A 24,608-nucleotide genomic window follows, 5' to 3' on the forward strand; every position below is an offset into this window, starting at 1 on the left:
ACTGGTAGGACTCGCACCGCATTGTGACCCTGGAGTGCCCGATGGCCTATGAAACTCTGATCGTTGAGGTCGAGGATTACACCTGTCTGATCCGGCTGAACCGCCCCGATGCGCTGAATGCGCTGAATGCGCGGCTGATGGCGGAGCTGGCGCAGGCCATCACGGCTGCGGATCAGAATGATAAGGTGCGCTGCATCCTGCTGACGGGGTCTGAAAAGGCCTTCGCAGCCGGGGCCGATGTGCGTGAGATGGCCGCCAAAGGCTTTACCGATGTCTTCTTTGACAATCTGTTCGGCCCCGAGGTCGAAGCGATCCGGCGCTGCCGCAAGCCGCTGATCGCGGCGGTCTCGGGCTATTGCCTCGGTGGCGGCTGCGAGCTGGCGATGCTTTGCGATTTCATCCTGGCTTCGGATACGGCGAAATTCGGCCAGCCCGAGATTAACCTTGGTATTGTCGCGGGCATGGGCGGCACGCAGCGTCTGACCCGCCTCGTAGGTAAGTCGAAAAGCATGGATATGCATCTGACGGGCCGCTTCATGGAGGCGGCAGAGGCGGAGCGGGCCGGCCTGGTCAGCCGGGTCTTCCCCGCCAAAAGCCTGCTGGAAGAGGCGCAGAAGGTCGCGGCCAAAATCGCCGAGAAATCGATGCTGACGGCGATGATTGTGAAAGAGACGGTGGGCCGGGCCGAAGAATGCAGCCTTTCCGAGGGGCTTTTGTTCGAGCGTCGCATGTTCCACGCCGCTTTTGCCACGGAAGATCAGAAAGAGGGCATGGCTGCCTTCCTTGAGAAACGTCAGCCGCAGTTCCGCGATCGCTGATTCCTGTTTGCAATGGCTGGGGCTTTCACGTATAGGCCCGGCCAGACATGCGCGTGGGCCCGCTTAGGCAGTATTGATTCCCGTTCTCCAGGCTTCGGCCCCATGAGCGGGGCCTTTGGGTTAATGCGTGCAATGATCATGTTTTGAAACCCGAAGGAAAAGATCTTGGCCAATACGCCCCAGTCCGAAAAACGCGCCCGCCAGTCCGAGGCACGTTTCGCTGTCAACAAAGCCCGCCGTTCGCGCATCCGCACCTTCCTGCGTAAAGTCGAGGAAGCAATCGCTTCGGGCGACCAGGCCGCTGCTGCTGAAGCTCTGAAAGTGGCGCAGCCGGAACTGGCACGCGGTGTGACCAAGGGCGTTCTGCACAAGAACACCGTCGCTCGTAAAATGTCGCGCCTCGCAGGCCGCGTCAAAGCTCTCAAGGTCTGAGCCGGGAGCCGACCACCGCCAGGGCGGCTGGTCAGAAATAACCCATTCCGGAAGGGCGCATTCAGTCATGAATGCGCCCTTTCTGATTCTGCTTCCGGCGGCCGGAGATTCGTCAGAATGACCGCCGCAAAGGCGGTCGATTCGCCTCTCATTGCGCCTCTGGCTCGCCCTCTGGTGGTCGAATCATCCCTTCTTATGCAGAGAAAGTTGAGGGCCAGGCGGGATTCTGTGGCGCCCCGGGGATTCGACCAGGGAGTCTTCCTGTCAAGCGAGTTGTTCGGTTGCAGAGGGCTGCGCCGGCTTGCTAGCTTGGGCCTGCGATTCACTTCGTCCTGGGGGACATGGTGTTGTCGCAAATCTGAGTCACACAAGCGTCGCCCCGGTCTGCCACTGGGATAAGAACGCCGATAATGATTTGCGAACAATAAGTTAGGTTCTGATGTCACAGGCATCGGGTCGGAACCTTGCACAATAAGCCGGCCAGCAGTTCCTGCCAGGCCGCCTGTCATGTTTTCAAGGCGGATGCTGATCCGCCGGTCAAGCTTTTCCCTGACGGGAGAGCAGCGGCCGTCGAGGTCAGATGAGCGCAGAAACGGGGCCCCCGCACCAGGCGGAAGGTCCGGAAAAGATGAGCAGGTCTGGGTAGAATGACGAATTTTTCATGGGGTGTAATTCGTGAGGGTCTGGTCCAGCGTGTGGGCCGGAACAATTACACCACCTGGATCGAACCGCTGAAGCTGGCACAGCTTAGCAATGGGGTCGCCTCGTTTGAGGTGCCGACCTCGTTTTTCGGCGATTGGGTACAGCGCAATTACGCGGATCACATCCGCAACCATATGACGGCCGCAGGCACGCCTGTGGACCGGCTTGAATTCATGGTGGGCACGGCTGCTGCCGTGGCTGCCGCTCCCGCAACGGAAGCTCTGGACGAGGCTGCTGCGGCCCCGGCCAAAGCCGCGCCGCTGCGCAATACTGCCGCTGTGGTCCGCAGCCGCGCGAGCGAAACCGAGGAACTGCCGGGAGCGCCGCTGGATACACGCTTCACCTTTGACAGTTTCGTGGTCGGTAAGCCAAATGAGCTGGCCCATGCTGCGGCACGCCGCGTGGCCGAAGGTGGCCCGGTCACCTTTAACCCTTTGTTCCTTTATGGCGGCGTTGGCCTCGGCAAGACCCACCTGATGCATGCGATCGCGCTCGAGCTGCGCGTGCGCCGTCCCGAGCTGCGCGTGCTCTATCTTTCGGCGGAACAGTTTATGTACCGCTTCATCCAGGCCCTGCGCGACAAGCAGGTTATGGATTTCAAATCCCTGTTCCGCTCGGTCGATGTGCTGATGGTGGATGATGTTCAGTTCATCGCCGGCAAGGATTCGACCCAGGAAGAATTCTTCCACACTTTCAACGCTCTGGTGGATCAGGGCAAACAGATCATCATTTCGGCTGACCGTGCGCCGGGCGAGATTAAGGATCTGGAAGACCGTATCAAATCGCGTCTGCAATGCGGCCTGGTGGTCGATCTGCATCCGACCGATTATGAGCTGCGTCTGGGCATTCTGCAGCAGAAGGCGGATTTCTACCGCAGCCAGTATCGCGGTCTGACGATCAGCAATGGCGTGCTTGAGTTTCTGGCGCATCGCATTACCACCAATGTGCGTGTGCTCGAAGGCGCGCTGACCCGTCTCTTCGCCTTTGCCTCGCTGGTCGGGCGTGAGATCACCATGGATCTGGCCCAGGATTGCCTCGCGGATATCCTGCGGGCCTCGGATCGCAAGCTGACCATTGAAGAGATCCAGCGCAAAGTGGCCGAGCATTATAATGTGCGGCTGTCGGATCTGGTCGGGCCAAAGCGGCTGCGCACCATTGCCCGCCCGCGTCAGGTGGCAATGTATCTGTCGAAACAGCTGACCTCGCGCTCGCTGCCCGAGATTGGTCGCCGCTTTGGCGGCCGTGATCACACCACCATCATGCATGGGGTGAAAAAGATTGAGGAGCTGGCCGCGCTTGACAGCCAGATGGCCGATGATCTGCAGCTGCTGAAACGCCTGCTGCAAAGCTGATCGGAATGCCCCCGTTGCGGCGGGGGCAAATCGCTGCAAAGCCGGGCTTTTTTGTCGCAGCGCCCCTTCTGCGCCCCTGCCTTTGCCTTGACGATCAGGGCAAAGATTCGCAAAGTCGGGAAAAGGCATGAAGCTGGCCCTGGCTGGTTCGTCTGTTGCGCCCTCTCGGCAGGGCAAGGGGTTGGAAAAGATGAAGCTCTCAATCGAACGCGGTACGCTTTTGAAGGCGCTCGCACAGGCACAATCCGTGGTCGAGCGTCGCAATACCATTCCGATCCTCGCCAATGTGCTGATTGAGGCTGAGGGGGCGCAGGTTTCCTTCCGCGCCACCGATCTGGATATTGAGGTGGTCGACCGCGCCCCGGCTATGGTCGAACGTGCCGGGGCTACCACCGTTTCGGCCGTGATGCTGCATGAGATTGTGCGCAAACTGCCCGATGGCGCGCTGGTCAATCTGTCGGAAGACGGGGCTTCAGGCCGTCTCGCCATCACCGCAGGTCGCTCGAGCTTCAGCCTCGCCACCCTGCCGCGCGAAGATTTCCCGGTCATGGCCTCGTCGGAATATGCGACCAATTTCTCAGCCCCGGCTGCTGACCTGCGCCGCCTGTTCGACAAAGCGAAATTTGCCATTTCGACCGAAGAGACCCGTTATTATCTGAACGGCGTCTATCTGCATGTCGCGCAAAGCGAAGAAGGGGCGGTGCTGCGCGCGGTTGCCACCGATGGCCACCGTCTGGCGCGAATTGATGCCCCGCTGCCGGGGGCGGCTGAGGCCATGCCGGGCGTGATCGTGCCGCGCAAAACCGTGAATGAGCTGCGCAAGCTGCTCGATGATGATGAGGCAAAGATTGCGGTTTCGGTTTCCGAGACCAAGATCCGCTTTGCCACCCCGGCGATCACCCTGACCTCGAAAGTGATCGACGGCACTTTCCCCGATTACACCCGGGTGATCCCGCAGAATAACACCCGCCGCCTTGAGGTCGATGCCAGCGAATTCGCCAAAGCGGTGGATCGCGTGGCCACGGTTTCCTCGGAGCGCTCGCGCGCGGTGAAACTGTCGCTCGATGAGGATCGCCTGGTGCTTTCGGTCAATGCCCCGGATTCCGGCGCGGCCGAGGAAGAGCTGGCGGTAGCCTATGCTGATGAGCGGCTGGAGATTGGCTTTAACGCCAAATACCTGCTGGAAATTGCCAGCCAGGTTGACCGTGAGAATGCGGTCTTCCTGTTCAATTCCTCGGGCGATCCGACACTGATGCGCGAAGGCAATGATACTTCAGCCGTCTATGTCGTGATGCCGATGCGCGTCTGACGGGCCTTGCGCGGGGGCTTTTGTTCCCGCGCCGCCGCAGAACTGTTTCTGACAAGCGAAAGAGGCTTCGGTGTTCGTCTCAGCCCTGAGCCTCTCGCATTTTCGCAGCCACCGCAGCACGCGGCTGGAGTTCGACGGCCGTCCGGTGGCGATTTTTGGCGCCAATGGCGCCGGGAAAACCAATATCCTCGAAGCGATTTCGCTGTTTTCACCCGGTCGCGGTCTGCGCCGGGCGGCGGCAGATGAGCTGGCGCGAAAGCCGGAAGCGATTGGCTGGAAGCTGACCGCCGAGGTCAGCGCGCCCGGGGCAATGCATCAGCTCGAGACCTGGGCCGAGGGCGGCGGAGCGCGGCAGGTGCGTATCGACGGCAAAGCAGCCAGCCAGATCGCGCTTGGCCGGCTGCTGCGGGTGCTCTGGCTGGTGCCGGCCATGGACCGGCTCTGGATCGAGGCGGCCGAGGGGCGACGGCGTTTTCTTGACCGCATGACCCTGTCGTTTTTCCCCGAACATGGCGAGGCGGTGCTGAATTATGAAAAGGCAATGCGCGATCGCAACCGGCTGTTTCGCGACGAGGTGAGCGATCCGCACTGGTTCAGCGCGCTTGAAGCGCGGATGGGCGAGGCGGCGGCGGTGATTGGCGCCAATCGTGCTGCGACGCTTGCATATCTGAGGGAGGCCCAGGCGGGCGCGGTCACCGCTTTTCCGGTGGCCGGGCTGCGGCTGAGTGAGGCCGGAGAGACGGGCGATCTGACCGGGGCTCTCGCCGCGCATCGTCCGCGGGACCGCGCGGCAGGGCGCACGCTGATCGGGCCGCACCGCACTGATCTTGAGGCGGAATTCGCCATCCGTCAGTTGCCGGCGCAGCAGTGTTCGACCGGCGAGCAGAAGGCGCTGCTGATCAGCCTGATCCTTGCCAATGCCCGGGCGCTGCAGGCGCGGACCGGCCAGGCGCCGGTGCTCTTGCTTGATGAGGTGGCGGCGCATCTTGACGCGGCGCGGCGCGCTGCCCTTTATGATGAAATCAGTGCGCCAGGTCTGCAGGCCCTGATGACGGGAACCGAGGCGCAGCTGTTCGACAGCCTGGGCACAAGAGGGCAGAACCTGTATATCAGCGAGGAGGGCGGCCTGTCGCGGGCCGCAGAATCTGCATGACGCCACAACGTGTTACCCTCATCACCCTTGGTGTCCGTGATCTGGCGGCAGCGCGGGAATTTTACGCCCGGCTCGGCTGGCGTGAGCATGGCGAGAGCCAGCCCGGGATTGCTTTCTTCCAGCTGCAGGGATCTGCCCTGGCCTTGTTTGACCGCGCGGCTCTGGCGGCGGATCAGGGCCGGGCCAGCGCCGCGCTCGGAACCGGCGCGATGAGCCTCGCGCAGAATTTTACCAGCGAGGCCGAGGTGGATCAGGCGCTTTCTCTGGCGCTGGAAGCCGGGGGAACCCTGCTGAAATCGCCTGAAAAAGTCTTCTGGGGCGGCTATTCAGGCTATTGGTCTGATCCTGATGGCCATGTCTGGGAGCTGGCCTTTAACCCGTTCTGGCCGCTTGCCCGCGATGGCAGCCTGACCCTTCCCGAGGCGTGAATGACCGTCACTTTCTGGCAGTTGCTGGTCTATGCCGGCGCAATGGCCGCGCTCTGGGCGGTGCCCGGCCCGGTCTGGGTGGCGCTGGTGGCGCGGGCTTTGTCGGGTGGTTTTGCCGCCTCCTGGCCGCTGGCTGTAGGCGTGGCGCTTGGCGATCTGGCCTGGCCGCTGGCGGCGATCCTGGGGCTGAGCTGGATTCTCAGCCTCTATGGCGATTTTCTGGCCCTGCTCAGATGGGTGGCAGCGCTGGTATTTCTGGTCATGGGGGTTCTGCTGCTGCGCAGCCGTTCCGGTGCGGTCAGCGCCGACAGTCGCCTGACAAAACCAGGCCTCTGGGCGGGCTTCAGCGTTGGTCTTGCCGCCGTGATCGGCAATCCCAAGGCGATCTTGTTCTATATGGGGGCGCTGCCCGGCTTTTTCGCGCTCGACCGGCTGACCAGGCCTGACATCATCGCCATTATCTCGATCTCGGCCTTCGTGCCGATGCTTGGTAATCTTGCGCTGGCGCTTGGGCTGGACCGGGCGCGGCGGCTTTTGTCGAGCCCGGCTGCGATGCGCCGGATGAACATTGCCTCAGGGGTTCTGCTGATCCTTGTCGGGCTTTGCATCCCCTTCCTGTAAAAGCAAAATCTTGTGCCATCGACGTGACATTCCCGGCCCGGAACGCTATATATGATGGGTAATCTGAGGGATAAGAACGCATGGCCGAAGCAGCCCGTAAGCCCGGCGAGTATGGTGCCGATTCTATTAAAGTTCTCAAAGGGTTGGAAGCCGTCCGCAAGCGCCCTGGCATGTATATCGGGGATACCGATGACGGCTCGGGCCTGCATCACATGGTTTACGAGGTCGTGGATAACGGCATCGACGAGGCGCTCGCAGGGCATGCCACCGAAGTCGTGGTGACGATTCACGAGGATGACTCGGTCTCGGTGCGCGACAATGGCCGCGGCATCCCGGTTGATATCCACCCCGAGGAAGGCGTTTCGGCGGCCGAGGTCATCATGACCCAGCTGCATGCGGGCGGTAAGTTCAACAATACCGATGAGGGCGGCAACGCCTATAAGGTCTCGGGCGGGTTGCATGGCGTTGGCGTTTCGGTGGTCAATGCGCTCTCGGAATGGCTTGAGCTGACCGTCTGGCGCAAGGATACCGAATATCGCGGCCGCTTCGAATTCGGCGAATGCACCACCCATGTCTATGAGGCGGGTCCGGCTCCGGGCAAGCGCGGCACCCAGGTGCGTTTCCTTGCCAGCGCCAAAACCAACCGCGAGGATGGTACGTTCTCGAATCTGGACTACAGCTTCAAAACTCTGGAAAACCGTCTGCGCGAGCTGGCCTTCCTGAATTCCGGCGTGCGGATCGTGCTGAATGATCTGCGCAGCGCCGAGCCGCAGCATGTCGAACTCTATTACGACGGCGGCGTGCGGGAGTTTGTGAAATATCTCGACCGTTCGAAACAGGCGGTCATGCCCGAGCCGATCTATATCGTCGGCGAGCGCAACGGCATCGGCGTTGAGGTCGCGATGTGGTGGAACGACACCTATCACGAGAACGTCCTGCCCTTTACCAATAATATCGCGCAGCGCGATGGCGGCGCCCATCTTGCGGGCTTCCGTGGTGCGCTGACCCGCTGCGTCACGGCCTATGCGCAGAGCTCGGGCATTGCGAAGAAAGAGAAAATCGACTTCACCGGCGATGATGCGCGTGAAGGTCTGACCTGTGTTCTCTCGGTCAAGGTGCCGGATCCGAAATTCTCCAGCCAGACCAAAGACAAGCTGGTCTCTTCTGAGGTGCGCCCGGCGGTCGAGAATCTGGTCAATGAAAAGCTGTCGGAATGGTTCGAGGAAAATCCGGCCGCAGCCAAGATCATCGTTGGCAAAATCGTTGAGGCAGCCCTGGCCCGCGAAGCCGCGCGTAAAGCGCGCGAGCTGACCCGGCGCAAAACCGCGATGGATGTGAACTTCCTCGCCGGTAAGCTGAAAGACTGCACCGAGAAAGATCCGGCAAAATCCGAAGTCTTCCTGGTCGAGGGTGACTCGGCCGGCGGATCGGCCCAGACCGGGCGCGACCGGAAGAACCAGGCGATTCTGCCCCTGAAGGGGAAGATCCTGAACGTTGAGCGCGCGCGTTTTGACAAGATGCTGTCCAGCCAGGAAATCGGCAATCTGGTGATGGCGCTTGGCACTGGCATTGGCCGCGATGAGTTCAATATCTCGAAGCTGCGCTACCATAAAGTCGTCATCATGACCGATGCTGACGTCGACGGCGCGCATATCCGCACCCTGCTGCTGACTTTCTTCTTCCGTCAGATGCCAGAGCTGATTGAGGGGGGCTATCTCTATATCGCACAGCCGCCGCTCTATAAGGTCTCGCGCGGTAAGTCTGAGGTCTATCTGAAAGACCAGGCGGCGATGGATGATTACCTCGTTGAGCAGGGTACCGAAGGCGCGGTGCTGCGCCTTGCCTCGGGCGAGGAACTGGCCGGGGCCGACCTGCGCCGGGTGATTGAGGGGGCGCGTCAGTTCCGTAAGGTGCTGGAGGTCTTCCCGACCAATTATCCGCGTCCGATCCTCGAACAGGCGGCGCTGGCCGGCGCTTTTGAGCCTGGCCGGGCCGATGCGGATCTGCAGGCAGTGGCCGATCAGGTGGCCCGCCGCCTCGACCTGGTGGCGCAGGAATATGAGCGTGGCTGGCAGGGCCGGATCACCCAGGATCACGGCATTCGTCTGTCGCGCCTGCTGCGCGGCGTCGAAGAGCTGCGCACCCTTGATGGCGCGGTTCTGCGCTCGGGTGAGGCGCGGCGTCTGTCGCAATCGGCGGCGCAGTTCCGCGATATCTACCGCGATCCGGCACGCCTGGTGCGCAAGGACCGCGAGCAGATGATCCATGGTCCGATCGACCTGCTGAAGGCGATCCTGGCCGAGGGTGAGAAGGGGCTGTCGCTGCAGCGCTATAAGGGCCTTGGCGAGATGAACCCCGACCAGCTCTGGGAAACCACGCTGGATCCGGAAGCCCGCACCCTGCTGCAGGTGAAGGTCGATGACATTGCCGAAGCCGATGACATCTTCACCAAGCTGATGGGTGATGTTGTCGAGCCGCGCCGCGAATTCATCCAGACCAATGCGCTTTCGGTCGAAAATCTCGACTTCTGATCTGCGCAACGGATGCGATCCCATGGCCTGCCGGTTCATTCCGGCAGGCTTTTTTGTTTCTGCTCGCTGAGGGCTGCCTTTGCGACGATGTCGGGCGGCGAGGGTGAGGGAGGCTTCGTGCTTGCCCGGGTCAGGAAGGCGCTGCTGACCGCTTATCGGTCCGGGGCCGGGACTGTTTCAGCCTGAATGGCTGTCCCTCCGGCCCGGAGGCGCTGATCTGGTATGAATGGCGCGGGCTGGGGGGGCGGCGCGTCCTGCGCCAATCGCCTTACGGCGCGGCTGCGGCCTGGATCCGCCGGCGCGGGCCGGGGGATTACTCGCCCTTGGCCGGGGTGAAGGCCTTGCGCAGATTGTGCTGACCGCGGATATGTACCGGCTTTTCCGGGGCCGCAGCTGCTGTGAGGCGTTGTGGCAGAGAAAGCTGCATGGCCTTTGCCTCCTCTGGCCAGCGCGTGGTCATCAGCAATTCGGCCCGGCTCATGACCTGGCCTGCAGTTCGGCGCGCAACACGATCTCGGCGGCGGCACGGGCATCCTCACCCGCATCATGATGGCGGAACTGCAGCCCGAGATATTTCTTCAGTGAGGCCAGACCATGCCCGCCATTGCCTTTCAGTTCGGGCCAGGTGCTGCGCGCCAGCCTCACACTGTCCTGCCAGTCCCATTCGGGCCGCTCGAGCCCATAGCGCTCGCAGGCGGCAAAGATCGCGGTCCGGTCAAAGCTGGAATGCTGCCAGACCACTTTTCCTTCCAGCATCCGGCGCAAAGGGGCGAGAGCAGTCGCAAATTTCGGCGCATCCTGAACCATCCGATCCGTGATCCCATGCACAAAACTGCAGGTCCAGCGGTCAGTCTCGGGGTTCACATAGCTGACCCATGTGCGGATCTGCCCCTCAAGCGTCACCGCCGCCACCCCGATCTGACAGATCGAGCCGCGCTCATTATTGGCAGTCTCGACATCAAGGGCGAAGAAGCGAAACGGTCCCTGGGGGAAGGGGGGCGGGGCTGAAGGCATCAGGATTTTCCGGCTCTGGCGCATGGGGGGCAGTCGGATTGGCATCTTAGCCCCCGGCCCGCGAGAGGGCTGAACCCGGCGCCAGCGCGTGAAAGCCAAGCAGGTGAGCGCGGATATAACGGGGCTGGTCTTAGGGATAAAACAGCCGCTGCCCGGCGGATCCTGGCAGCGGCTGCGGGTTTGATCAGGCTCAGAAGCTGAGCAGACGATCCCCCCCGGCATCGATAATGCGCGAGGGCAGGCCGATCTCATTGAGCAGATTGATGAAGGGTTTCGGATCCAGCTCTTCGGCATTGACCATCGTCCCGACATCCCAGGTGCCTTCGGCAATCAGGATCGCGGCAGCCACCGGCGGCACGCCAGCAGTATAGGAAATGCCCTGGCTGCCGACCTCTTCAAAGGCCGCTTTATGGTCGGCGCTGTTGTAGATCATCACCTCAACCGGCTTGCCGTCCTTTTCGCCTTTGACGAAATCGGCGATCAGCGTCTTGCCGGTATAACCCGGAGCCAGCGTCGAGGGGTCGGGCAGCACGGCCTTGACCACTTTCAGCGGCACAACTTCCAGCCCCTCAGCGGTTTTCACCGGCTGTTCCGACAGCAGGCCGAGGTTTTTCAGCACGGTGAAGACGTTGATATAGTGATCGCCAAAGCCCATCCAGAAGCGGATATCGGCATCGGGATAGTTCGCCGCCAGGCTGTGAACCTCGTCATGGCCCGACATATAGGCTTTCGACGGCCCGACCACCGGCAGATCCCAGGTCTTGCCGATCTCGAACATCTTATTCTCCTGCCAGGCGCCCTGCTGCCAGGAATAGACCGTGCCGGTGAATTCGCGGAAGTTGATTTCCGGGTCGAAATTGGTGGCGAAATATTTGCCATGGCTGCCGGCGTTGATATCGACGATGTCGATCTCGGTCACCTTATCCATCATATCGGCAGCCGCGCGCGCCCAGACGTTGACCACGCCCGGATCGAAACCAATGCCCAGAACGGCGGTCACGCCTGCCGCCTTGCAGGCCTCGCGCTTTTTCCATTCGTAATTGCCGTACCACGGCGGGGTTTCGCAGATCTTCGACGGATCCTCATGGATCGCAGTATCGATATAGGCCACGCCGGTCTCGATACAGGCATCGAGCACCGTCATATTCACGAAGGGCGAGCCGACGTTGATGACGATCTGCACATTGCTGGCGCGGATCAGACCGGCCACAGCCGCGCTGTCCATCGCATCAACCGCATGGGCCAGGAAGAGCCCTTCGGTCTTCATGGCGTTCTTCTCATGCACGCTGGCGATAATCGCCTCGGCCTTGGCTTTGGTACGGCTGGCGATATGCAGATCGCCCAGCCTGTCGTTCAGCTGCGCACATTTATGCGCCACCACCTGAGCGACGCCACCGGCGCCGATAATCAACACATTGCGTTTCATGGGAAACCGCCTCCTCAGATTGCGGGGAAGGGGGGGACTGTCTGGCCAGGGGCTTTGGGCCCTCAGCCAAGACTGTCCCGGTAATCGGCATAGCCGAATTCACGCGCGACGGTCAGCGATCCGTCGAGCTCTTTAACCACGATCGACGGCATTTTAACACCGTTGAACCAGTTCTTTTTCACCATCGTATAGCCGGCAGCATCCGGGATCGAGATCCGGTCGCCGATCTGCAGAGGTTCGGCAAAGCCATATTCGCCGAAAATATCCCCGGCGAGGCAGCTCTTGCCGCAGATCTCAAAGCGATGCGGGCCTTTATCCTCCATCCGCGCGGTTTCGCGGTAGATCAGCAGGTCCAGCATATGCGCCTCGACCGAGCTGTCGACGACGGCAAGGTCTTTGCCATTGTTCAGCACGTCGAGCACGGTGACTTCCAGCGTGGTGGTATGGGTGATCGAGGCTTCGCCCGGCTCAAGGAAGACCTGCACGCCGAATTTCTCCTGGAAGGCCTTCAGCCGGGCGGCCAGCGCCTGCAGCGGATAGCCTTCGCCGGTGAAATGGATGCCGCCGCCGAGGCTGACCCAGTCCAGACGCTGCAGCAGAGGCCCGAATTCGGCCTCGATCCGGCTGAGCTGGCGGTCAAAGAGGTCGAAATCGCGGTTCTCGCAATTGTAATGGATCATGAAGCCGTTGATCCGGTCCATGACGGTCTCGATCTTCGCCGCATCCCATTCGCCGAGGCGCGAGAACTGACGCGCCGGATCGGCAAGATCAAAGCCCGAGGTCGAGAAGCGCGGGTTCAGCCGCAACCCGCGCTGGATGCTGGCCGACTGATTGTCAAAGCGCTGCAGCTGGCTGATCGAGTTGAAGATAATCTTATCGGCATAGGACACCGCTTCTTCGATCTCATGATCGGCCCAGCCCACCGAATAGGCATGGGTCTCATGGCCGAATTTCTCCCGCCCGAGCCGCAGCTCGTAAAGCGAGGAGGAAGTGGTGCCGTCCATATGCTGCGCCATCTGGTCAAACACCGGCCAGGTGGCAAAACATTTGAGCGCGAGCAGGCATTTAACGCCTGAAGTCGCGCGCAGCTCATCGATGATGGCCATATTGCGGGCAATTGCCGCGCGGTCGATCAGGTAATAGGGCGTCTGGATCATCATATCCCCCGGGGTTTCTGGAGAGGAACAACGGCCAAACGGCCAGAACGGCGCTATTTAGGACCGCAGCCCCCCCTATGCAAGTGGCATCGGTGACCGGGAATGGCCTCGGCATAGCGCAATCATATGACGCCGGGGTGACGGCCCGGTCTGTGATTACCTCGAGACCGGGCTCTGCAGCCCCTGACCGGGCAGATCGGGGCCGCGGCTGACCCGGGGCATCGGGGCAGAGGTCTCTGACGTAACCGGTCCGGTCAGTGCGGCGCTGTCCTGGCTCTGATCTGCCTCGCCAAGGAAGCGGGAGCCAAGCAGCAGCGCACAGGTGCCGAGGCTGAGCGAGATCCAGAAGGTAAGGAAGGCATTGAGAAAATAGCGCATTGGAAACCGGTCCGGCTGTTGTCCGGGTCTGATGCGCCAGGATCTGGGCAACTCAAAGGCGGGCAGGGGGTCTGTTCGCGCCCTTGCGCCGCCCCGGGCAACAATGGCCCTCAGATCATGCGGATCGTCTCTTTTCCGACCGCCAGCATATAGCCACGCCGGGCGATGGTCTTGACCAGCAATTCGCTGACCAGCTGATTGCCAAGCGCGTCGCGCAGCCGTTTGACCCGCGTGGCCCCTGCGGCCTCTTCGCAGTCAAGTTCTGAGCGGCCCGAGATCACCGCCTCGATCTGGGCCCCGGTCATCACCTCGTCATCGAGCCGGGCCTCGGCCAGCACCGAAAGCGTCTCAATCGCGGCCTCGGTCAGCGAGAATTCGAGATCGTTGATATAGACCGCCCGGGCCTCGCGCGAGATCATCAGAGAGGAGACCTGAATGCCCGAACGCTGAATCGCGCCGATCTTTTTGTTCAGCACGATGATCATCACCAGAAAGACCAGCGCCGCCACCAGCAAGGCGCTGGAGAAGACCAGCAGCACAAAGATCACCATGCGGTAGCTGGCCAGCACTTCCGAGAAAGCGGTGCCCGATCCGGCGAGGATCTCCAGCAGCTTGATTTCGGCCCCTGAGCGCAGATCGTCATTCTCGATGAAAATCTGCTCGACCCTGGCATTAAAGGCATTGGCGTCGGGCAGGTTCAGAAACAGCACCAGCGCCGCGGCAAACAAAATCAGTACGATGGCAGCAATGCCAAAGGTAACGACCCGGTTGCCCTGTTTCAGGCTGTCAGTAACGAAGGAACCAGGCGCCGGCATTTGCTTTCCTCTCATCGAGACCCCCAGGGCCAAAGGTGCTCAGCACATTGAGCAGGGTCCAGCCATCAGCCGCCAGCCGGGGCTGCAGCTCGGCTGTGGCGGCACGGGCCGAACAATTGCTGTCCGAGACCTGGGCCACCCCGTAATGCAACTGCAGCGGGTTGTCTTTCTTCGCCTTGTAATCGGCGAAACATTGCGCTGCTGCCGGTCCTGCCAGGGTAAGGGCAAGAAGGGCGGCAATCAGTCCTTTAAACATGTCCTGCTCCCGGGGCCATATGAGGGCGGAGGCGGTCCGGCCTCTGCTCTGATCCGGTCGCGTCCGGACCGGCTGTTCTTCGCTCAATCTGCGCAAACCCGCCTGGATATTCAATATCACGCCGTAAATCGCATGATCCAGACGGGTTGTTATCCGATATCAGCCGCCGCCGCCGCCGCTGCTATCGCCTGGCAGGCCACCGATATTGTGCGACCGCAGCGTGGCGGGTCAGGTCTGGTCACAGGATATGCCGGGGCAGGCTGCGGCCCGCTGCAACCGGCAATACTCCCGCAATGGCGCAACCACAGACGCACAGGAGACAGAGATGCAGGCGAATGAGCAGAAGCCTAAGGCCCGGCAGATGACAGGCGATTTCGATTTTGGCGCGGCGCGGCGTGAGGCCGGGGCAAAGCCCCGCAGCTTTGGCATCCGTCCGGGGCTGACGGCAGGCCTGGTGGCCTTTGCCTTTTCCCTGGCGCTGTTCACCCCGATCACCGCGAAGGCCGAGCTCATCCTGCCCACAGGATCTGCGGTGGCTGTAACGCCCGATCTGCTGCCCGATCTGCTTAAGGTGCGCGATGACGGAAGGGGCTGGGGCAAGCGCCGCGCGCTGCCGCGGGTCTGTGCCATCTCGGTCGACGATCGCGGCGGTCAGAGCTGGTATTCGGGCAATTGCCTGCGCGAGCGTGGCCTGCGCGCCGAGCTGCCGCGCGACTGCGCCGTGGGCGCGCGGCTGATGGGAGAGCGCGACCGTTTCTACCCTGAGAAATGTCTGCGCCGCGCCGGCTTTAACACCGGCCGCTGAAGCGCGGGGCACCGCCTCGCCGCTGGCGGCGGGGCGGTCTGTATCCGGGCTCAGCCCTGTTCGGCCACCAGCCAGGGCAGTTCGGCGAAATCGCTGAAAGCGGCGGTCTGCGGCAGGGTTTCGGCCGGGGATTTGCGGTAGCCCTCGGTATAGAGCAGGAAGGGCAGGCCAGCGGCGAGGGCGGTTTCGGCATCAACCTCGCTGTCACCGACATAGATCGCCTCATCCCGGCCCAGCTCTGCCATGCACAGCTGCAAAGGCGCGGGATCGGGCTTGAGCACCGCCAGCCTGCCGCCGCCCACTACCGAGGCGAAATAAGAGCTCAGGTTCAGCTGATCGAGAATCAGCCGCGCTGCCTCTTCAGGCTTATTGGTGCAAAGGCCAAGCTTGCGGCCCTGGGCCTGCAGCTGGTCGAGCGCTGCAAGCGCCCCGGGATAGATCCGGGTGCGTGACGAGGGATCCTCGCGGTAGCGCGCCTGCATCGCCGCATTCATCTGCGGATGCCCCGCCAGATCCATACCGCGCGCCAGCATTGCCTTTTGCACCAGGTTGGGCAGCCCATTGCCGATGAAAGAGGTGACGGTCGCCAGATCAAAGGCCTCTTGCCCCGCCTCGGTGAACACGGCGTTCAGCGCAAAAGCGATATCGGGCACGGAATCAATCAGCGTGCCGTCGAGATCGAAAATGACCGGGACCGGGCTCACTTTACGCGTGCCGCTTCTGCTGCGGCGCGCAGTGCGCTGATGTTTTTGCCATAGGGCGCGGGATTGCTGACCGAACCGCCCGAGAAAACGGCCGATCCTGCGACCAGCACATCCGCCCCGGCAGCGGCGCAGAGCGGTGCGGTTTCGGTGGTCACGCCGCCGTCAATCTCGATATGGATCGGGCGTTCACCGATCAGAGCGCGCAGTTTGCGGATCTTGTCGAGCTGGCTCATGATGAATTTCTGGCCGCCAAAGCCCGGGTTTACCGTCATCACATTGATCAGATCGACCTGGTCGAGCAGGTATTCGATCTGCTCGATGCCGGTGGCCGGGTTGATGCAGATGCCGGCTTTGGCGCCAAGGCTGCGGATGGTCTGCAGGCTGCGGTGCATATGCGCCCCGGCCTCGAGATGAACCGAGATGAAATCGGCGCCGGATCTGGCGAAAGCCTCCAGATAGCCATCGACCGGGGCGATCATCAGATGCACATCCATCACCCCCTTGATATGCGGGCGGATCGCGGCGCAGGTCTGCGGCCCGAAAGTGATATTCGGCACGAAATGTCCGTCCATCACATCAACATGGACCCAGTCCGCCCCCTGATCACAGATCGCCTGACATTCCGCGCCGAAACTGGCGAAATCAGCCGAGAGAATGGAGGGGGCAATCTTGATCGCGCGCGAGAAGGTCATGGTCCGGGCCTTTCGGGAGGGGATTGGCCCCTGCTTTAGCTGTGAAATAAGGGCGGGGCCAGAGGGGAAGCGGCGCGCTCACGCAGAGCCAGGCGCGCGCCCCGGGCGGGCCAGAGCTGGTCAGCGGCAGGACCGGGCTTGCACCGCCCCCCTTCCGGGCGCGAAAAGGGGGAATGGTAAAAATGATCCCCGATTTCAGTTTCGAGCGCGAGGCCCTGGAGGCCGGAGCGGTTTTTGTCGCCGGTGTGGATGAGGTCGGGCGCGGCCCGATTGCCGGGCCGGTCACCGCAGCAGCGGTGCGGCTTGATCCCTGCCGCATTCCCGAAGGCCTGGGCGACAGCAAAACCCTCTCCCTTGCGACCCGCGAAAGGCTCTCGGCCTGGCTCTGGGATCATGCCGAGGTGGTGGTGGCCCATGCCAGTGTCGAAGAGATCGACGAACACAATATCTTGCGTGCCAGCCATCTGGCGATGGAGCGTGCCATTGCCGGGCTGGGCCGCGTCGATATGGCACTGGTCGATGGCAATCTGCTGCCGCGCGGCCTGACCTGCCCGGGCCGCGCCATCATCAAAGGTGATGCGCGCTGCCAGTCGATTTCAGCAGCATCTGTTGTGGCCAAAGTGGCGCGTGACCGGATCATGGTGGATCTGGCGCAACAGTTTCCGGGCTACGGCTGGGAGCGCAACGCAGGCTATCCGACCAAGGCGCATCTCCAGGCTCTCCTGGATCTGGGGGTCACGCCCGCTCATAGACGGTCGTTTAAGCCGGTCCACAATATCTTGTATCAAGCCCCTTAAGTAAGTCTCTGATTCAAAAAACAATTTGACCGCGCCCGGGTTGTGACTCATCTTTAGGGCTAAGGTGGCATAAAAAAATAGCCGCCATACGAGGCAGAACATGGCAGTAAAAAAAGCAACAGCGGAGCTTGCGCTCCCGCTGAACGAGATTCTTGCGGGCGATTGCATAGAGATCATGGAAGGCCTTCCGGCTGCTTCCGTTGACCTGATCTTCGCCGACCCCCCCTATAATCTGCAGCTGAAGGGCGAATTGCATCGTCCGGACAATTCGCGTGTCGATGCTGTGGATGATCACTGGGACCAGTTCTCAGGCTTCGCTGCCTATGATGATTTCACCCGCCGCTGGCTGAAAGCGGCGAAACGCCTGCTCAAGCCGAATGGCGCGATCTGGGTGATCGGCTCCTATCACAATGTGTTCCGCCTCGGCGCCGAACTGCAGAACCAGGGCTACTGGATTCTGAACGATGTGGTCTGGCGCAAATCGAATCCGATGCCGAATTTCCGTGGCAAGCGGCTGACCAATGCGCATGAGACCCTGATCTGGGCCTCGCGCAGCGAAAACTCGAAATATACCTTCAACTATGAAGCGCTGAAGGCGATGAACGAGGGCGTGCAGATGCGCTCGGACTGGGTCATCCCTCTGTGCACCGGCCATGAGCGGCTGAAGGATGAGAATGGCGATAAGGCCCATCCGACGCAAAAGCCCGAGGCTCTGCTGCACCGCGTGCTGCTTGGCACCACCAATCCGGGCGATGTGGTGCTGGACCCGTTCTTTGGCACCGGCACCACCGGGGCGGTGGCCAAGATGCTGGGGCGCAATTTCATCGGCATCGAACGCGAGGAAAGCTACCGCAAGGCCGCGACCGAGCGTCTGGCCCGGGTGCGCCGCCTTGACGCTGCCGCGCTGGAAGTCACCGGCTCGAAACGCGCCGAGCCCCGTGTGCCCTTCGGCCAGGTGGTCGAGCGCGGCATGCTGCGCCCGGGCGAAGAGCTGTGGTCGGTCGGCAGCCGCTTTAAGGCCAAGGTCCGCGCTGACGGCACCCTCGTGGGCAATGATATCAAAGGCTCGATCCATCAGGTTGGCGCCGCTTTTGAGCGCGCCCCCTCCTGCAATGGCTGGACCTACTGGCATTTCAAACGCGACGGCAAGCTGATCCCGATTGATATTCTGCGCCAGCAGATCCGGGCCGAGATGGAAGCCGACGGCGCGCGGCCGAACTGAGTTTTACCAACGCCTGCGCCCGTTTTATTGCCTCGGGCGCCACTTGCCTCGCCATTTCTGATGGCGAGGCCTTTTGCCTTTCATCTGTCCGTAAATATCCCGGGGGGTGAGGGGGGCAGCGCCCCCTTCCGCTTGTGGGTCAGGGTGCGCCTTTGGGCATTGGATTGAGTGCCTTATTATAGGCATGCCAGTCCTGGATATCGGGATAGAACTGCCGCCGCCAGGCCTTAACCCGGCGGTTCATGATCCGCTTCCATAACGGCGGGATCATCGCGGCGCAGGCCATCATCGGATAGCCGTAAGGCAGCTGCGGCGCTTCTGCCTCGCTATAGGTCTGCAGCAGCGGAAAGCGCCGGTCGGGTTTGTAATGGTGATCGGAATGGCGCTGCAGATTGATCAGCAGCCAGTTGGTGGCTTTGTGCGCGGCATTCCAGGAATGGCGCGGCTGGGTATGCTCATAGCGTCCCTCGCCGAGATAGCGCCGGGTCAGCCCGTAATGCTCGACATAATTCACCAGCTCAAGCTGCCAGGTGGCGACAAAGGCCTGGCCGAGGAAAATCGCCAGCCCCTCGGCGCCGCCAAGCGCCAGCGCCAGCAGTAAAAACCCGCCCTGCAGCGCCCAGTAGCGCCAGTAGGGATTGGTGCCATGCCACCAGGGCAGGCTTTTGCGGGCCAGCATCGCCGCCTCGGCCCGGAAAGCCGAGCGTCTTGTGCCGATCAGCACGCGCGGGAAAAAGCGGTGGAACCCCTCATTATAGCGCGCGGTCACCGCATCACGCGGCGTGCCGACATAGAGGTGATGCACCCGCAGATGCTCGGATCTGAAATGCGAATAAAGCACCGAGGCCAGCAGCAGATCGGCCGAGATTCGTTCGGTCTTCGGCTTCTGATGCATCAGCTCATGGGCGTAATTGATGCCGATGGTGCCGCACATCACGCCGAGGCCGAAGACCAGCCCGGCTTTCTCCCAGCCTGAGAGATGGTCGCTGCGCGGGATCTGCCAGAGGTACAGGCCCAGCACCGCCAGCTGCAGCGGAAACCAGATCAGCGTCAGCAACCGGTACAGGCGCAAAGCCGAATCGGGCGCTGCGGGATCGGCATTCGCCTCCTCCAGCCCCAGGGCGGCATCGAGCAGCGAGAACAGCACCCAGCACCAGAGCGGCAGGGCCATGACCCAGATTCCGCCGGACTGCAGGCTGAGCAGCGCCACCGGCACGGTTCCCAGAGACAGCCAGAAGGGCAAAGCCCGGATCGGGCTGGCGATGTTCTCGGGGGATAGCGCGGCCATATCTGTGCTCCGGTTTGCTGCGATCCTGGCCTGGAGGGCGCAGCGGATCAACGTGGCTGAAGCGCTTCGGCCCCAAGATCAAAGGCTTTGCGGAAGACCGTCGGCAGGGATCTGGCGTCAAACTGGTCAAAGCCGATGAATTCCCCGCGTGAGGGATTGGCTTCAGCCTCGGCCACCAGCACCGTGAGCTGCAGGTGGAAATGGGTGAAAGTATGTTTCACCATCCCCGCCTCGCGCCAGGGGGCGCTGGCCGGGGCGGGATCGGCCTGGGCAGAGGGGATAGCGGCGCGGCGGCTCTGATCCCAGCCGTCGCCCGGCAGGCCGGTCATGCCGCCCAGCAGCCCTTTCGGCCCGCGCCGCTCCAGCAGCCAGCCCGTGCTGCTTTTCAAAAGCCAGACCCGCCCCTCGCGTATCGGCTTTTCGGCTTTCGGCTCTTTGCGTGGCAGTTCGGCGGCGATGCCCTGCCTGCGGGCCTCGCAGGACGCCATCCAGGGGCAGATCGCGCAGGCAGGAGAGCGCGGCGTGCAGATCGTCGCGCCCAGATCCATCACCGCCTGGGCATAATCGCCGGGCCGGTGCTGCGGGGTCAGCCTGGCTGCGAGCGCGGTCAGCCCGGGTTTCGCGCGCGGCAGCGCGGTCTCGACCGCGAACATCCGAGCCATCACCCGCTCGACATTGCCATCGACCACCACGGCCGGTTCATCAAAGGCGATCGAGGCGACGGCGGCGGCGGTATAGGGGCCGATCCCCGGCAGGGTCAGCAGCCCGGCATTGCTGGTGGGAAAGCCGCCGCGCGCGGCAACCTCGCGCGCGCATTTCAGCAGGTTGCGCGCCCGGGCGTAATAGCCAAGCCCGGCCCATTCAGCCATCACTGCCGCATCCTCGGCAGCGGCGAGGGCCTCAACATCGGGCCAGCGCCGGGTGAAGCGCAGAAAATAGTCACGCACAGCGGCCACGGTGGTTTGCTGCAGCATCACCTCTGACAGCCAGATCCGGTAGGGGTCTGACCTTTGTCCGGCCGCTTTTGCCGCCGGGCCGACCCGCCAGGGCATCTCGCGTGCATGGACATCATACCAGGCCAGCAGCTGCTGGCTGAGGGCGGCAGCGGGCAGGCTGCTCTCGGAAGTGTCACGCAAGATTTATGGCTCCTTCGCCCGGCCGGGCTGGCGGCGGGCGCGTCTTTGGCTAAGATGCGTCATAAGATAGGCTGCGGGTCTGGTGAAGGAAACCTTGGACCTTCCTGCCGTGACGACAGGCCCGTGCCCAGCCCGGCAGAAACAGGATCATCATGGCGCGCAAACCGGCAGCCCCTCCCTCGTCTCAGCCCCGGATGCGTGGTTTTGAACCGGCATTCTCGCTGATGACACGGCAGCTGCGCCATGCCGGAGAGGCCCGCGGTTTTGCCGTCTCGCGTCTGATCACCCACTGGGCCGAAACCGTCGGCGAGGATCTGGCCAGAGTGACCCGTCCGGTCAAAATCGGCTGGGCACGCGAGGGGATGGGCGCGACGCTGAGCCTTCTGGTCAATGGGGCCCATGCACCGATGATCAGCATGCAGCTGGAGCGGATCCGCGAGAGGGTGAATGCGGTTTACGGCTATAATGCCATTTCGCGCATCAGCCTGACCCAGACCGCCAGCGATGGTTTTGCCGAGGGTCAGGCGCAATTCTCCGGTCCTGCCGCGCCCGCGCCGCCCGATCCTGTGGCCGAGGCAGAACTTGCGGCCGAGGCCAGGTCTAAGGCCGAAGGCGTATCCGACCCGGGCCTGCGCAATGCGCTTGAACAGCTGGCCCGTAATATTTTAACTCGCCCTGACAGGAAATGAGGACGATCCGATGACCAGTCTCAACCGCCGTGCCCTGCTTTCGCTCGCCGCTGCACTTGCTGCTGCTCCGGCCTGGGCACAGGAAGCCGGGGCCCCCGCTGCCGCTGATCCGGCTGCCGCTGCTCCCGAAGTCACCGATATCAGCTATGGTGATCCGGCTGCGCCGGTGAAAATCATCGAATATGCCAGCTATAGCTGCAGCCATTGCGCCACTTTCCACGAGACCGTCTTCAAGCCGCTGAAGCAAGATTATATCGACACCGGTAAGGTCTATCTCACGGTGCGCGAATTCTACCGTATGCCGGCTGATTTCTGGGCGGCGCTGATTGCCCGCTGCGGCGATGGCACGCGCTATGAGGCGATCTCGGCCATGGTGTTCGAGAAGCAGGCGCAGTGGCTGAATTCCAATGATCCGAATGAGATCATGGAAAACCTGCGCGTGATCGGTGTTTCCGCGGGCCTGACCCGTGAACAGATCGCGGCCTGCGAGGCGGATACTGCCACCGGCGAGGTGATGCTGCGCAATTTCCAGGAAAATATCACCAAAGATAACGTGACAGCGACCCCTACGGTTTATGTCGATGGCGAGCGGGTGCAGGACTGGTCCTGGCCGGCGCTCAAAGCGCTGATTGACGGCAAAATCGGGTAAACTGAATGAATACGCCGCTTGCAGGCATCCGCGTCATTGAGCTGGCGCGGATCCTCGCCGGTCCCTGGGCCGGACAGACCCTGTCCGACCTCGGTGCCGAAGTGATCAAGGTTGAGGCTCCGGAAGGCGATGATACCCGCCGCTGGGGCCCGCCCTTCATTGACCATGACGGCGAGCGTTCCGCCGCCTATTTTCATTGCACCAACCGGGGCAAGAAAAGCGTGATTGCCGATTTCCGCAGCCCCGAGGGCCAGGAAAAGGTTCGTCAGCTGATCGCCGGGGCCGATGTGGTGATCGAGAATTTCAAGCTCGGCGGGCTGAAGAAATACGGGCTGGATTATGACAGCCTGCGCCAGATCAATCCCGGTCTGATCTATTGCTCGATCACCGGCTTTGGCCAGACCGGCCCCTATGCGCATCGCGCCGGCTATGATTTTATCATCCAGGGCATGGCCGGGATGATGAGCGTCACCGGCTCGGCCGATGGCCAGCCGCAGAAGGTCGGCGTGGCGGTGACCGATGTCTTTACCGGCATCTATGCCAGTAATGCGATTATGGCGGCGCTGATCCAGCGCGCCCGCACCGGCGAGGGTCAGCATATCGATATGGCGCTGATGGATGTGGCGGTCTCTGTCATGGCCAATCAGACGCTGAATTACCTCGCAACCGGCACCGCGCCGCAGAAGATGGGCAATGCGCATCCCAATCTCGCGCCCTATGCGGTGTTCGATTGCGCCGATGGCTGGCTGATTCTCGCAATCGGCAATGATGGTCAGTTCCGCAGGCTCTGCGCTTTGCTGGACCTGGGCGCTCTGGCCGAAGATCCGCGCTTCCTCAGCAATGCCGATCGCGTTGCCAATCGCGAGGCGATGACGGTGCTGCTGAGCGAAGCCACGCGAAAGATGACCAAAGCTGCACTGCTGGCTGCCTGCGAGGCTGAGGGCGTTCCGGCGGGGCCGATCAATGACATGGCCGAGGTCTTTGCCGATCCTCAGGTGGTGGCGCGGGGTATGCAGATCCGTCCGGATGGCCTGCCGGGCGTGCGCAGCCCGATGAGCTTCTCGGGCGCAGAGCTGGCACTCGGCCGCCCCTCACCGAAACTGGGCGAGCATCAGGAAGAAATTTTCGGCGGGCTGACATCCTGACAAAAAGGGGCCTCCGGTGGGATATTTAACGACAGGAGAAAGCGCTTTTCATCTGTCCCTTAAATATCCCGGGGGGAAAGCGGCCCTGGCCGCGAGGGGGGCAGCGCCCCCCTTTCTTTTATCCGCGCAGCCGGTCCATCACCCGCACCAGGGCTTCGGATATGCCCGGCTCGGACAGAGCATGGCCTGCCATCGGCACGATATTCAGCCGCGCCCGCTCCCAGCCGCTGGCCAGTGACCAGGCGGATTGCGGCGGGCAGATCATATCATAGCGGCCCTGGATGATATCGGCCGGGATCTGCTCGATCCTGGCGCGGTTTTTCAGGATCCAGCCATCCTCGTCGAGAAAACCTGCATTGCTGAAATAGTGATTCTCAAGGCGCGAGAATGCGCGGGCATATTCGGCGGGGCTTTCGCCGAACCAGCCGTCACTCTGGATCGAGGCCAGCGCATTTTCCCATCCGGCCCAGAGGCGGCCAAAGTGGATTTCCTCGGCCCGGTCACCGGAGAACAGGCGGCGGTGATAGGCGGCGATCAGATCGTCGCGCTCCTCCTCGGGGATCGGCGCGACAAAGCGCTGCCAGAGATCGGGGAAGAACGCGCCGGCGCCACCGCCATAGAACCAGCGCAGCTCGGCCCGGGTCATCAGAAAAACGCCGCGCAGAACCAGGTGACGCAGCCGTTCGGGATGCGAAATGGCGCAGATCAGGGCGAGGGTCGCCCCCCAGCTGCCACCAAAGCCGATATAGCGCCCGATCCCCAGATCGGTGCAGATCCGTTCGGTATCGCGCACCAGATGCCAGCTGGTATTGTTCCCGACCTCGGCCAGCGGGCGCGAGCGGCCGCAGCCGCGCTGATCAAACAGCACCACACGGTAATAATCCGGGTCGAAATAGCGCCGCATCGCCGGGCTGCAGCCGCCGCCGGGGCCGCCATGAAACAGAATGACCGGAACCCCGTCGGGCCTGCCGCATTGCTCAACATAGATCTGATGGCCATCGCCCATATCAATCATGCGCTGGTCGAAAGGCTCGACCAGCGGGTAGAGATAGTCCACAGCGCGTTTTTGACCTGATCTCTGATCCATCA

General features: G+C 62.3%; 26 protein-coding genes. 14 read left to right on the top strand and 12 right to left on the bottom strand.

Translation table 11 applies throughout. The features are described from left to right. Window positions 1–41: 41 nt before the first annotated feature. From H0485_RS06190 to gyrB, 8 genes are all read left to right on the top strand, one after another. Entirely contained in the window at window positions 42–818 is a 777-nt protein-coding gene (locus H0485_RS06190) for an enoyl-CoA hydratase-related protein (protein WP_226934495.1), read from the top strand. A 165-nt stretch (window positions 819–983) separates the two neighbouring features. Further along, complete coding sequence (gene rpsT / locus H0485_RS06195) at window positions 984–1,250, top strand: 30S ribosomal protein S20 (RefSeq protein ID WP_226934496.1); 267 nt, start codon at window positions 984–986, stop codon at window positions 1,248–1,250. 647 nt (window positions 1,251–1,897) lie between these two features. Continuing rightward, entirely contained in the window at window positions 1,898–3,304 is a 1,407-nt protein-coding gene (dnaA, locus tag H0485_RS06200; protein WP_226934497.1) for a chromosomal replication initiator protein DnaA, read from the top strand. Between the two features lie 190 nt (window positions 3,305–3,494). Next, window positions 3,495–4,613 (top strand): DNA polymerase III subunit beta, encoded by a 1,119-nt coding sequence (gene dnaN, locus H0485_RS06205; protein WP_226934498.1) that lies wholly within the window; start codon window positions 3,495–3,497, stop codon window positions 4,611–4,613. Window positions 4,614–4,683: 70 nt separating this feature from the next. Next, window positions 4,684–5,766, top strand: a complete 1,083-nt coding sequence (gene recF / locus H0485_RS06210) for a DNA replication/repair protein RecF (RefSeq protein ID WP_226934499.1) — start codon at window positions 4,684–4,686, stop codon at window positions 5,764–5,766. Next, a complete protein-coding gene (locus tag H0485_RS06215; RefSeq protein WP_226934500.1) occupies window positions 5,763–6,194 on the top strand; it encodes a VOC family protein in 432 nt (143 codons plus the stop codon). Before recF ends, H0485_RS06215 begins: the two co-directional genes overlap by 4 nt. Next, a complete protein-coding gene (locus H0485_RS06220; RefSeq protein ID WP_226934501.1) occupies window positions 6,195–6,815 on the top strand; it encodes a LysE family translocator in 621 nt (206 codons plus the stop codon). Between the two features lie 80 nt (window positions 6,816–6,895). Next, window positions 6,896–9,346: a DNA topoisomerase (ATP-hydrolyzing) subunit B gene (gyrB, locus tag H0485_RS06225; protein ID WP_226934502.1), complete on the top strand. Its 2,451-nt coding sequence runs from the start codon at window positions 6,896–6,898 to the stop codon at window positions 9,344–9,346. A 313-nt stretch (window positions 9,347–9,659) separates the two neighbouring features. On the opposite strand, the gene H0485_RS06230 is transcribed toward gyrB, so the two are convergent. The 7 genes from H0485_RS06230 to H0485_RS06260 all read right to left on the bottom strand — a co-directional run bounded on the left by H0485_RS06230 (window position 9,660) and on the right by H0485_RS06260 (window position 14,392). After that, entirely contained in the window at window positions 9,660–9,827 is a 168-nt protein-coding gene (locus tag H0485_RS06230) for a hypothetical protein (RefSeq protein ID WP_226934503.1), read from the bottom strand. Then, a complete protein-coding gene (locus H0485_RS06235; protein WP_226934504.1) occupies window positions 9,824–10,360 on the bottom strand; it encodes a 3'-5' exonuclease in 537 nt (178 codons plus the stop codon). Before H0485_RS06235 ends, H0485_RS06230 begins: the two co-directional genes overlap by 4 nt. Before the next feature lie 190 nt (window positions 10,361–10,550). Then, window positions 10,551–11,786, bottom strand: coding sequence for a saccharopine dehydrogenase family protein (locus H0485_RS06240; protein WP_226934505.1), 1,236 nt, complete (start codon window positions 11,784–11,786; stop codon window positions 10,551–10,553). A gap of 62 nt (window positions 11,787–11,848) precedes the next feature. Beyond that, entirely contained in the window at window positions 11,849–12,943 is a 1,095-nt protein-coding gene (locus H0485_RS06245) for a carboxynorspermidine decarboxylase (RefSeq protein WP_226934577.1), read from the bottom strand. A gap of 156 nt (window positions 12,944–13,099) precedes the next feature. After that, on the bottom strand, window positions 13,100–13,321 hold the full coding sequence (locus H0485_RS06250) for a hypothetical protein (RefSeq protein WP_226934506.1): 222 nt from the start codon (window positions 13,319–13,321) through the stop codon (window positions 13,100–13,102). A 110-nt stretch (window positions 13,322–13,431) separates the two neighbouring features. Continuing rightward, window positions 13,432–14,136, bottom strand: a complete 705-nt coding sequence (locus H0485_RS06255; protein WP_226934507.1) for a winged helix-turn-helix domain-containing protein — start codon at window positions 14,134–14,136, stop codon at window positions 13,432–13,434. Further along, window positions 14,108–14,392: a hypothetical protein gene (locus H0485_RS06260; protein ID WP_226934508.1), complete on the bottom strand. Its 285-nt coding sequence runs from the start codon at window positions 14,390–14,392 to the stop codon at window positions 14,108–14,110. Before H0485_RS06260 ends, H0485_RS06255 begins: the two co-directional genes overlap by 29 nt. 325 nt (window positions 14,393–14,717) lie before the next feature. Between H0485_RS06260 and H0485_RS06265 the strand changes: the two genes are divergently transcribed. Next, a complete protein-coding gene (locus tag H0485_RS06265) occupies window positions 14,718–15,197 on the top strand; it encodes a hypothetical protein (protein ID WP_226934509.1) in 480 nt (159 codons plus the stop codon). 50 nt (window positions 15,198–15,247) lie between these two features. On the opposite strand, the gene gph is transcribed toward H0485_RS06265, so the two are convergent. Both gph and rpe read right to left on the bottom strand, forming a co-directional pair. After that, window positions 15,248–15,901 carry a phosphoglycolate phosphatase gene (gene gph, locus H0485_RS06270; RefSeq protein ID WP_226934510.1) on the bottom strand — a complete coding sequence of 218 codons (654 nt, stop codon included), beginning with the start codon at window positions 15,899–15,901 and terminating at the stop codon, window positions 15,248–15,250. Continuing rightward, window positions 15,898–16,593 (bottom strand): ribulose-phosphate 3-epimerase, encoded by a 696-nt coding sequence (gene rpe, locus H0485_RS06275; RefSeq protein ID WP_226934511.1) that lies wholly within the window; start codon window positions 16,591–16,593, stop codon window positions 15,898–15,900. The genes gph and rpe overlap by 4 nt, the downstream gene beginning before the upstream one ends. A 182-nt stretch (window positions 16,594–16,775) precedes the next feature. Between rpe and rnhB the strand changes: the two genes are divergently transcribed. Together rnhB and H0485_RS06285 are read left to right on the top strand one after the other, a co-directional pair. Beyond that, a complete protein-coding gene (rnhB, locus tag H0485_RS06280) occupies window positions 16,776–17,390 on the top strand; it encodes a ribonuclease HII (RefSeq protein WP_226934512.1) in 615 nt (204 codons plus the stop codon). 100 nt (window positions 17,391–17,490) lie between these two features. Next, entirely contained in the window at window positions 17,491–18,612 is a 1,122-nt protein-coding gene (locus H0485_RS06285; RefSeq protein ID WP_226934513.1) for a site-specific DNA-methyltransferase, read from the top strand. A 139-nt stretch (window positions 18,613–18,751) separates the two neighbouring features. Here H0485_RS06285 and H0485_RS06290 read toward each other — a convergent pair whose 3' ends face one another. Next, window positions 18,752–19,900 (bottom strand): alkane 1-monooxygenase, encoded by a 1,149-nt coding sequence (locus tag H0485_RS06290; RefSeq protein WP_226934514.1) that lies wholly within the window; start codon window positions 19,898–19,900, stop codon window positions 18,752–18,754. Window positions 19,901–19,947: 47 nt separating this feature from the next. After that, complete coding sequence (locus tag H0485_RS06295; protein ID WP_226934515.1) at window positions 19,948–21,036, bottom strand: A/G-specific adenine glycosylase; 1,089 nt, start codon at window positions 21,034–21,036, stop codon at window positions 19,948–19,950. A 152-nt stretch (window positions 21,037–21,188) separates the two neighbouring features. On the opposite strand from H0485_RS06295, the gene H0485_RS06300 reads away from it, so the two are divergent. From H0485_RS06300 to H0485_RS06310, 3 genes are read left to right on the top strand one after another with little or no spacing between them, the layout of a single operon-like run. Further along, window positions 21,189–21,725 (top strand): DUF721 domain-containing protein, encoded by a 537-nt coding sequence (locus H0485_RS06300; protein WP_226934516.1) that lies wholly within the window; start codon window positions 21,189–21,191, stop codon window positions 21,723–21,725. Between the two features lie 10 nt (window positions 21,726–21,735). Further along, window positions 21,736–22,374: a DsbA family protein gene (locus H0485_RS06305; protein ID WP_226934517.1), complete on the top strand. Its 639-nt coding sequence runs from the start codon at window positions 21,736–21,738 to the stop codon at window positions 22,372–22,374. A 5-nt stretch (window positions 22,375–22,379) separates the two neighbouring features. Continuing rightward, complete coding sequence (locus H0485_RS06310) at window positions 22,380–23,519, top strand: CaiB/BaiF CoA transferase family protein (RefSeq protein WP_226934518.1); 1,140 nt, start codon at window positions 22,380–22,382, stop codon at window positions 23,517–23,519. Between the two features lie 118 nt (window positions 23,520–23,637). On the opposite strand, the gene pip is transcribed toward H0485_RS06310, so the two are convergent. After that, complete coding sequence (gene pip, locus H0485_RS06315) at window positions 23,638–24,606, bottom strand: prolyl aminopeptidase (RefSeq protein WP_226934519.1); 969 nt, start codon at window positions 24,604–24,606, stop codon at window positions 23,638–23,640. Between the last annotated feature and the right edge of the window lie 2 nt (window positions 24,607–24,608).

Source organism: Pseudogemmobacter faecipullorum (assembly GCF_020539525.1).
GTDB lineage: Bacteria > Pseudomonadota > Alphaproteobacteria > Rhodobacterales > Rhodobacteraceae > Pseudogemmobacter > Pseudogemmobacter faecipullorum.

What these genes read in the sequence shown, in the direction of transcription:
- rnhB (WP_226934512.1), top strand. Translation starts at nt 16,776, where the DNA reads ATGATCCCCGATTTCAGTTTCGAGCGCGAGGCCCTGGAGGCCGGAGCG.
- gyrB (WP_226934502.1), top strand. Translation starts at nt 6,896, where the DNA reads ATGGCCGAAGCAGCCCGTAAGCCCGGCGAGTATGGTGCCGATTCTATT.
- H0485_RS06300 (WP_226934516.1), top strand. Translation starts at nt 21,189, where the DNA reads ATGGCGCGCAAACCGGCAGCCCCTCCCTCGTCTCAGCCCCGGATGCGT.
- H0485_RS06245 (WP_226934577.1), bottom strand. Translation starts at nt 12,943, where the DNA reads ATGATCCAGACGCCCTATTACCTGATCGACCGCGCGGCAATTGCCCGC.
- H0485_RS06290 (WP_226934514.1), bottom strand. Translation starts at nt 19,900, where the DNA reads ATGGCCGCGCTATCCCCCGAGAACATCGCCAGCCCGATCCGGGCTTTG.
- H0485_RS06240 (WP_226934505.1), bottom strand. Translation starts at nt 11,786, where the DNA reads ATGAAACGCAATGTGTTGATTATCGGCGCCGGTGGCGTCGCTCAGGTG.
- H0485_RS06285 (WP_226934513.1), top strand. Translation starts at nt 17,491, where the DNA reads ATGGCAGTAAAAAAAGCAACAGCGGAGCTTGCGCTCCCGCTGAACGAG.
- H0485_RS06190 (WP_226934495.1), top strand. Translation starts at nt 42, where the DNA reads ATGGCCTATGAAACTCTGATCGTTGAGGTCGAGGATTACACCTGTCTG.
- H0485_RS06255 (WP_226934507.1), bottom strand. Translation starts at nt 14,136, where the DNA reads ATGCCGGCGCCTGGTTCCTTCGTTACTGACAGCCTGAAACAGGGCAAC.
- H0485_RS06215 (WP_226934500.1), top strand. Translation starts at nt 5,763, where the DNA reads ATGACGCCACAACGTGTTACCCTCATCACCCTTGGTGTCCGTGATCTG.
- H0485_RS06260 (WP_226934508.1), bottom strand. Translation starts at nt 14,392, where the DNA reads ATGTTTAAAGGACTGATTGCCGCCCTTCTTGCCCTTACCCTGGCAGGA.
- pip (WP_226934519.1), bottom strand. Translation starts at nt 24,606, where the DNA reads ATGGATCAGAGATCAGGTCAAAAACGCGCTGTGGACTATCTCTACCCG.
- H0485_RS06310 (WP_226934518.1), top strand. Translation starts at nt 22,380, where the DNA reads ATGAATACGCCGCTTGCAGGCATCCGCGTCATTGAGCTGGCGCGGATC.
- H0485_RS06230 (WP_226934503.1), bottom strand. Translation starts at nt 9,827, where the DNA reads ATGAGCCGGGCCGAATTGCTGATGACCACGCGCTGGCCAGAGGAGGCA.
- rpe (WP_226934511.1), bottom strand. Translation starts at nt 16,593, where the DNA reads ATGACCTTCTCGCGCGCGATCAAGATTGCCCCCTCCATTCTCTCGGCT.
- dnaA (WP_226934497.1), top strand. Translation starts at nt 1,898, where the DNA reads ATGACGAATTTTTCATGGGGTGTAATTCGTGAGGGTCTGGTCCAGCGT.
- dnaN (WP_226934498.1), top strand. Translation starts at nt 3,495, where the DNA reads ATGAAGCTCTCAATCGAACGCGGTACGCTTTTGAAGGCGCTCGCACAG.
- H0485_RS06265 (WP_226934509.1), top strand. Translation starts at nt 14,718, where the DNA reads ATGCAGGCGAATGAGCAGAAGCCTAAGGCCCGGCAGATGACAGGCGAT.
- H0485_RS06220 (WP_226934501.1), top strand. Translation starts at nt 6,195, where the DNA reads ATGACCGTCACTTTCTGGCAGTTGCTGGTCTATGCCGGCGCAATGGCC.
- H0485_RS06235 (WP_226934504.1), bottom strand. Translation starts at nt 10,360, where the DNA reads ATGCCTTCAGCCCCGCCCCCCTTCCCCCAGGGACCGTTTCGCTTCTTC.
- H0485_RS06250 (WP_226934506.1), bottom strand. Translation starts at nt 13,321, where the DNA reads ATGCGCTATTTTCTCAATGCCTTCCTTACCTTCTGGATCTCGCTCAGC.
- H0485_RS06305 (WP_226934517.1), top strand. Translation starts at nt 21,736, where the DNA reads ATGACCAGTCTCAACCGCCGTGCCCTGCTTTCGCTCGCCGCTGCACTT.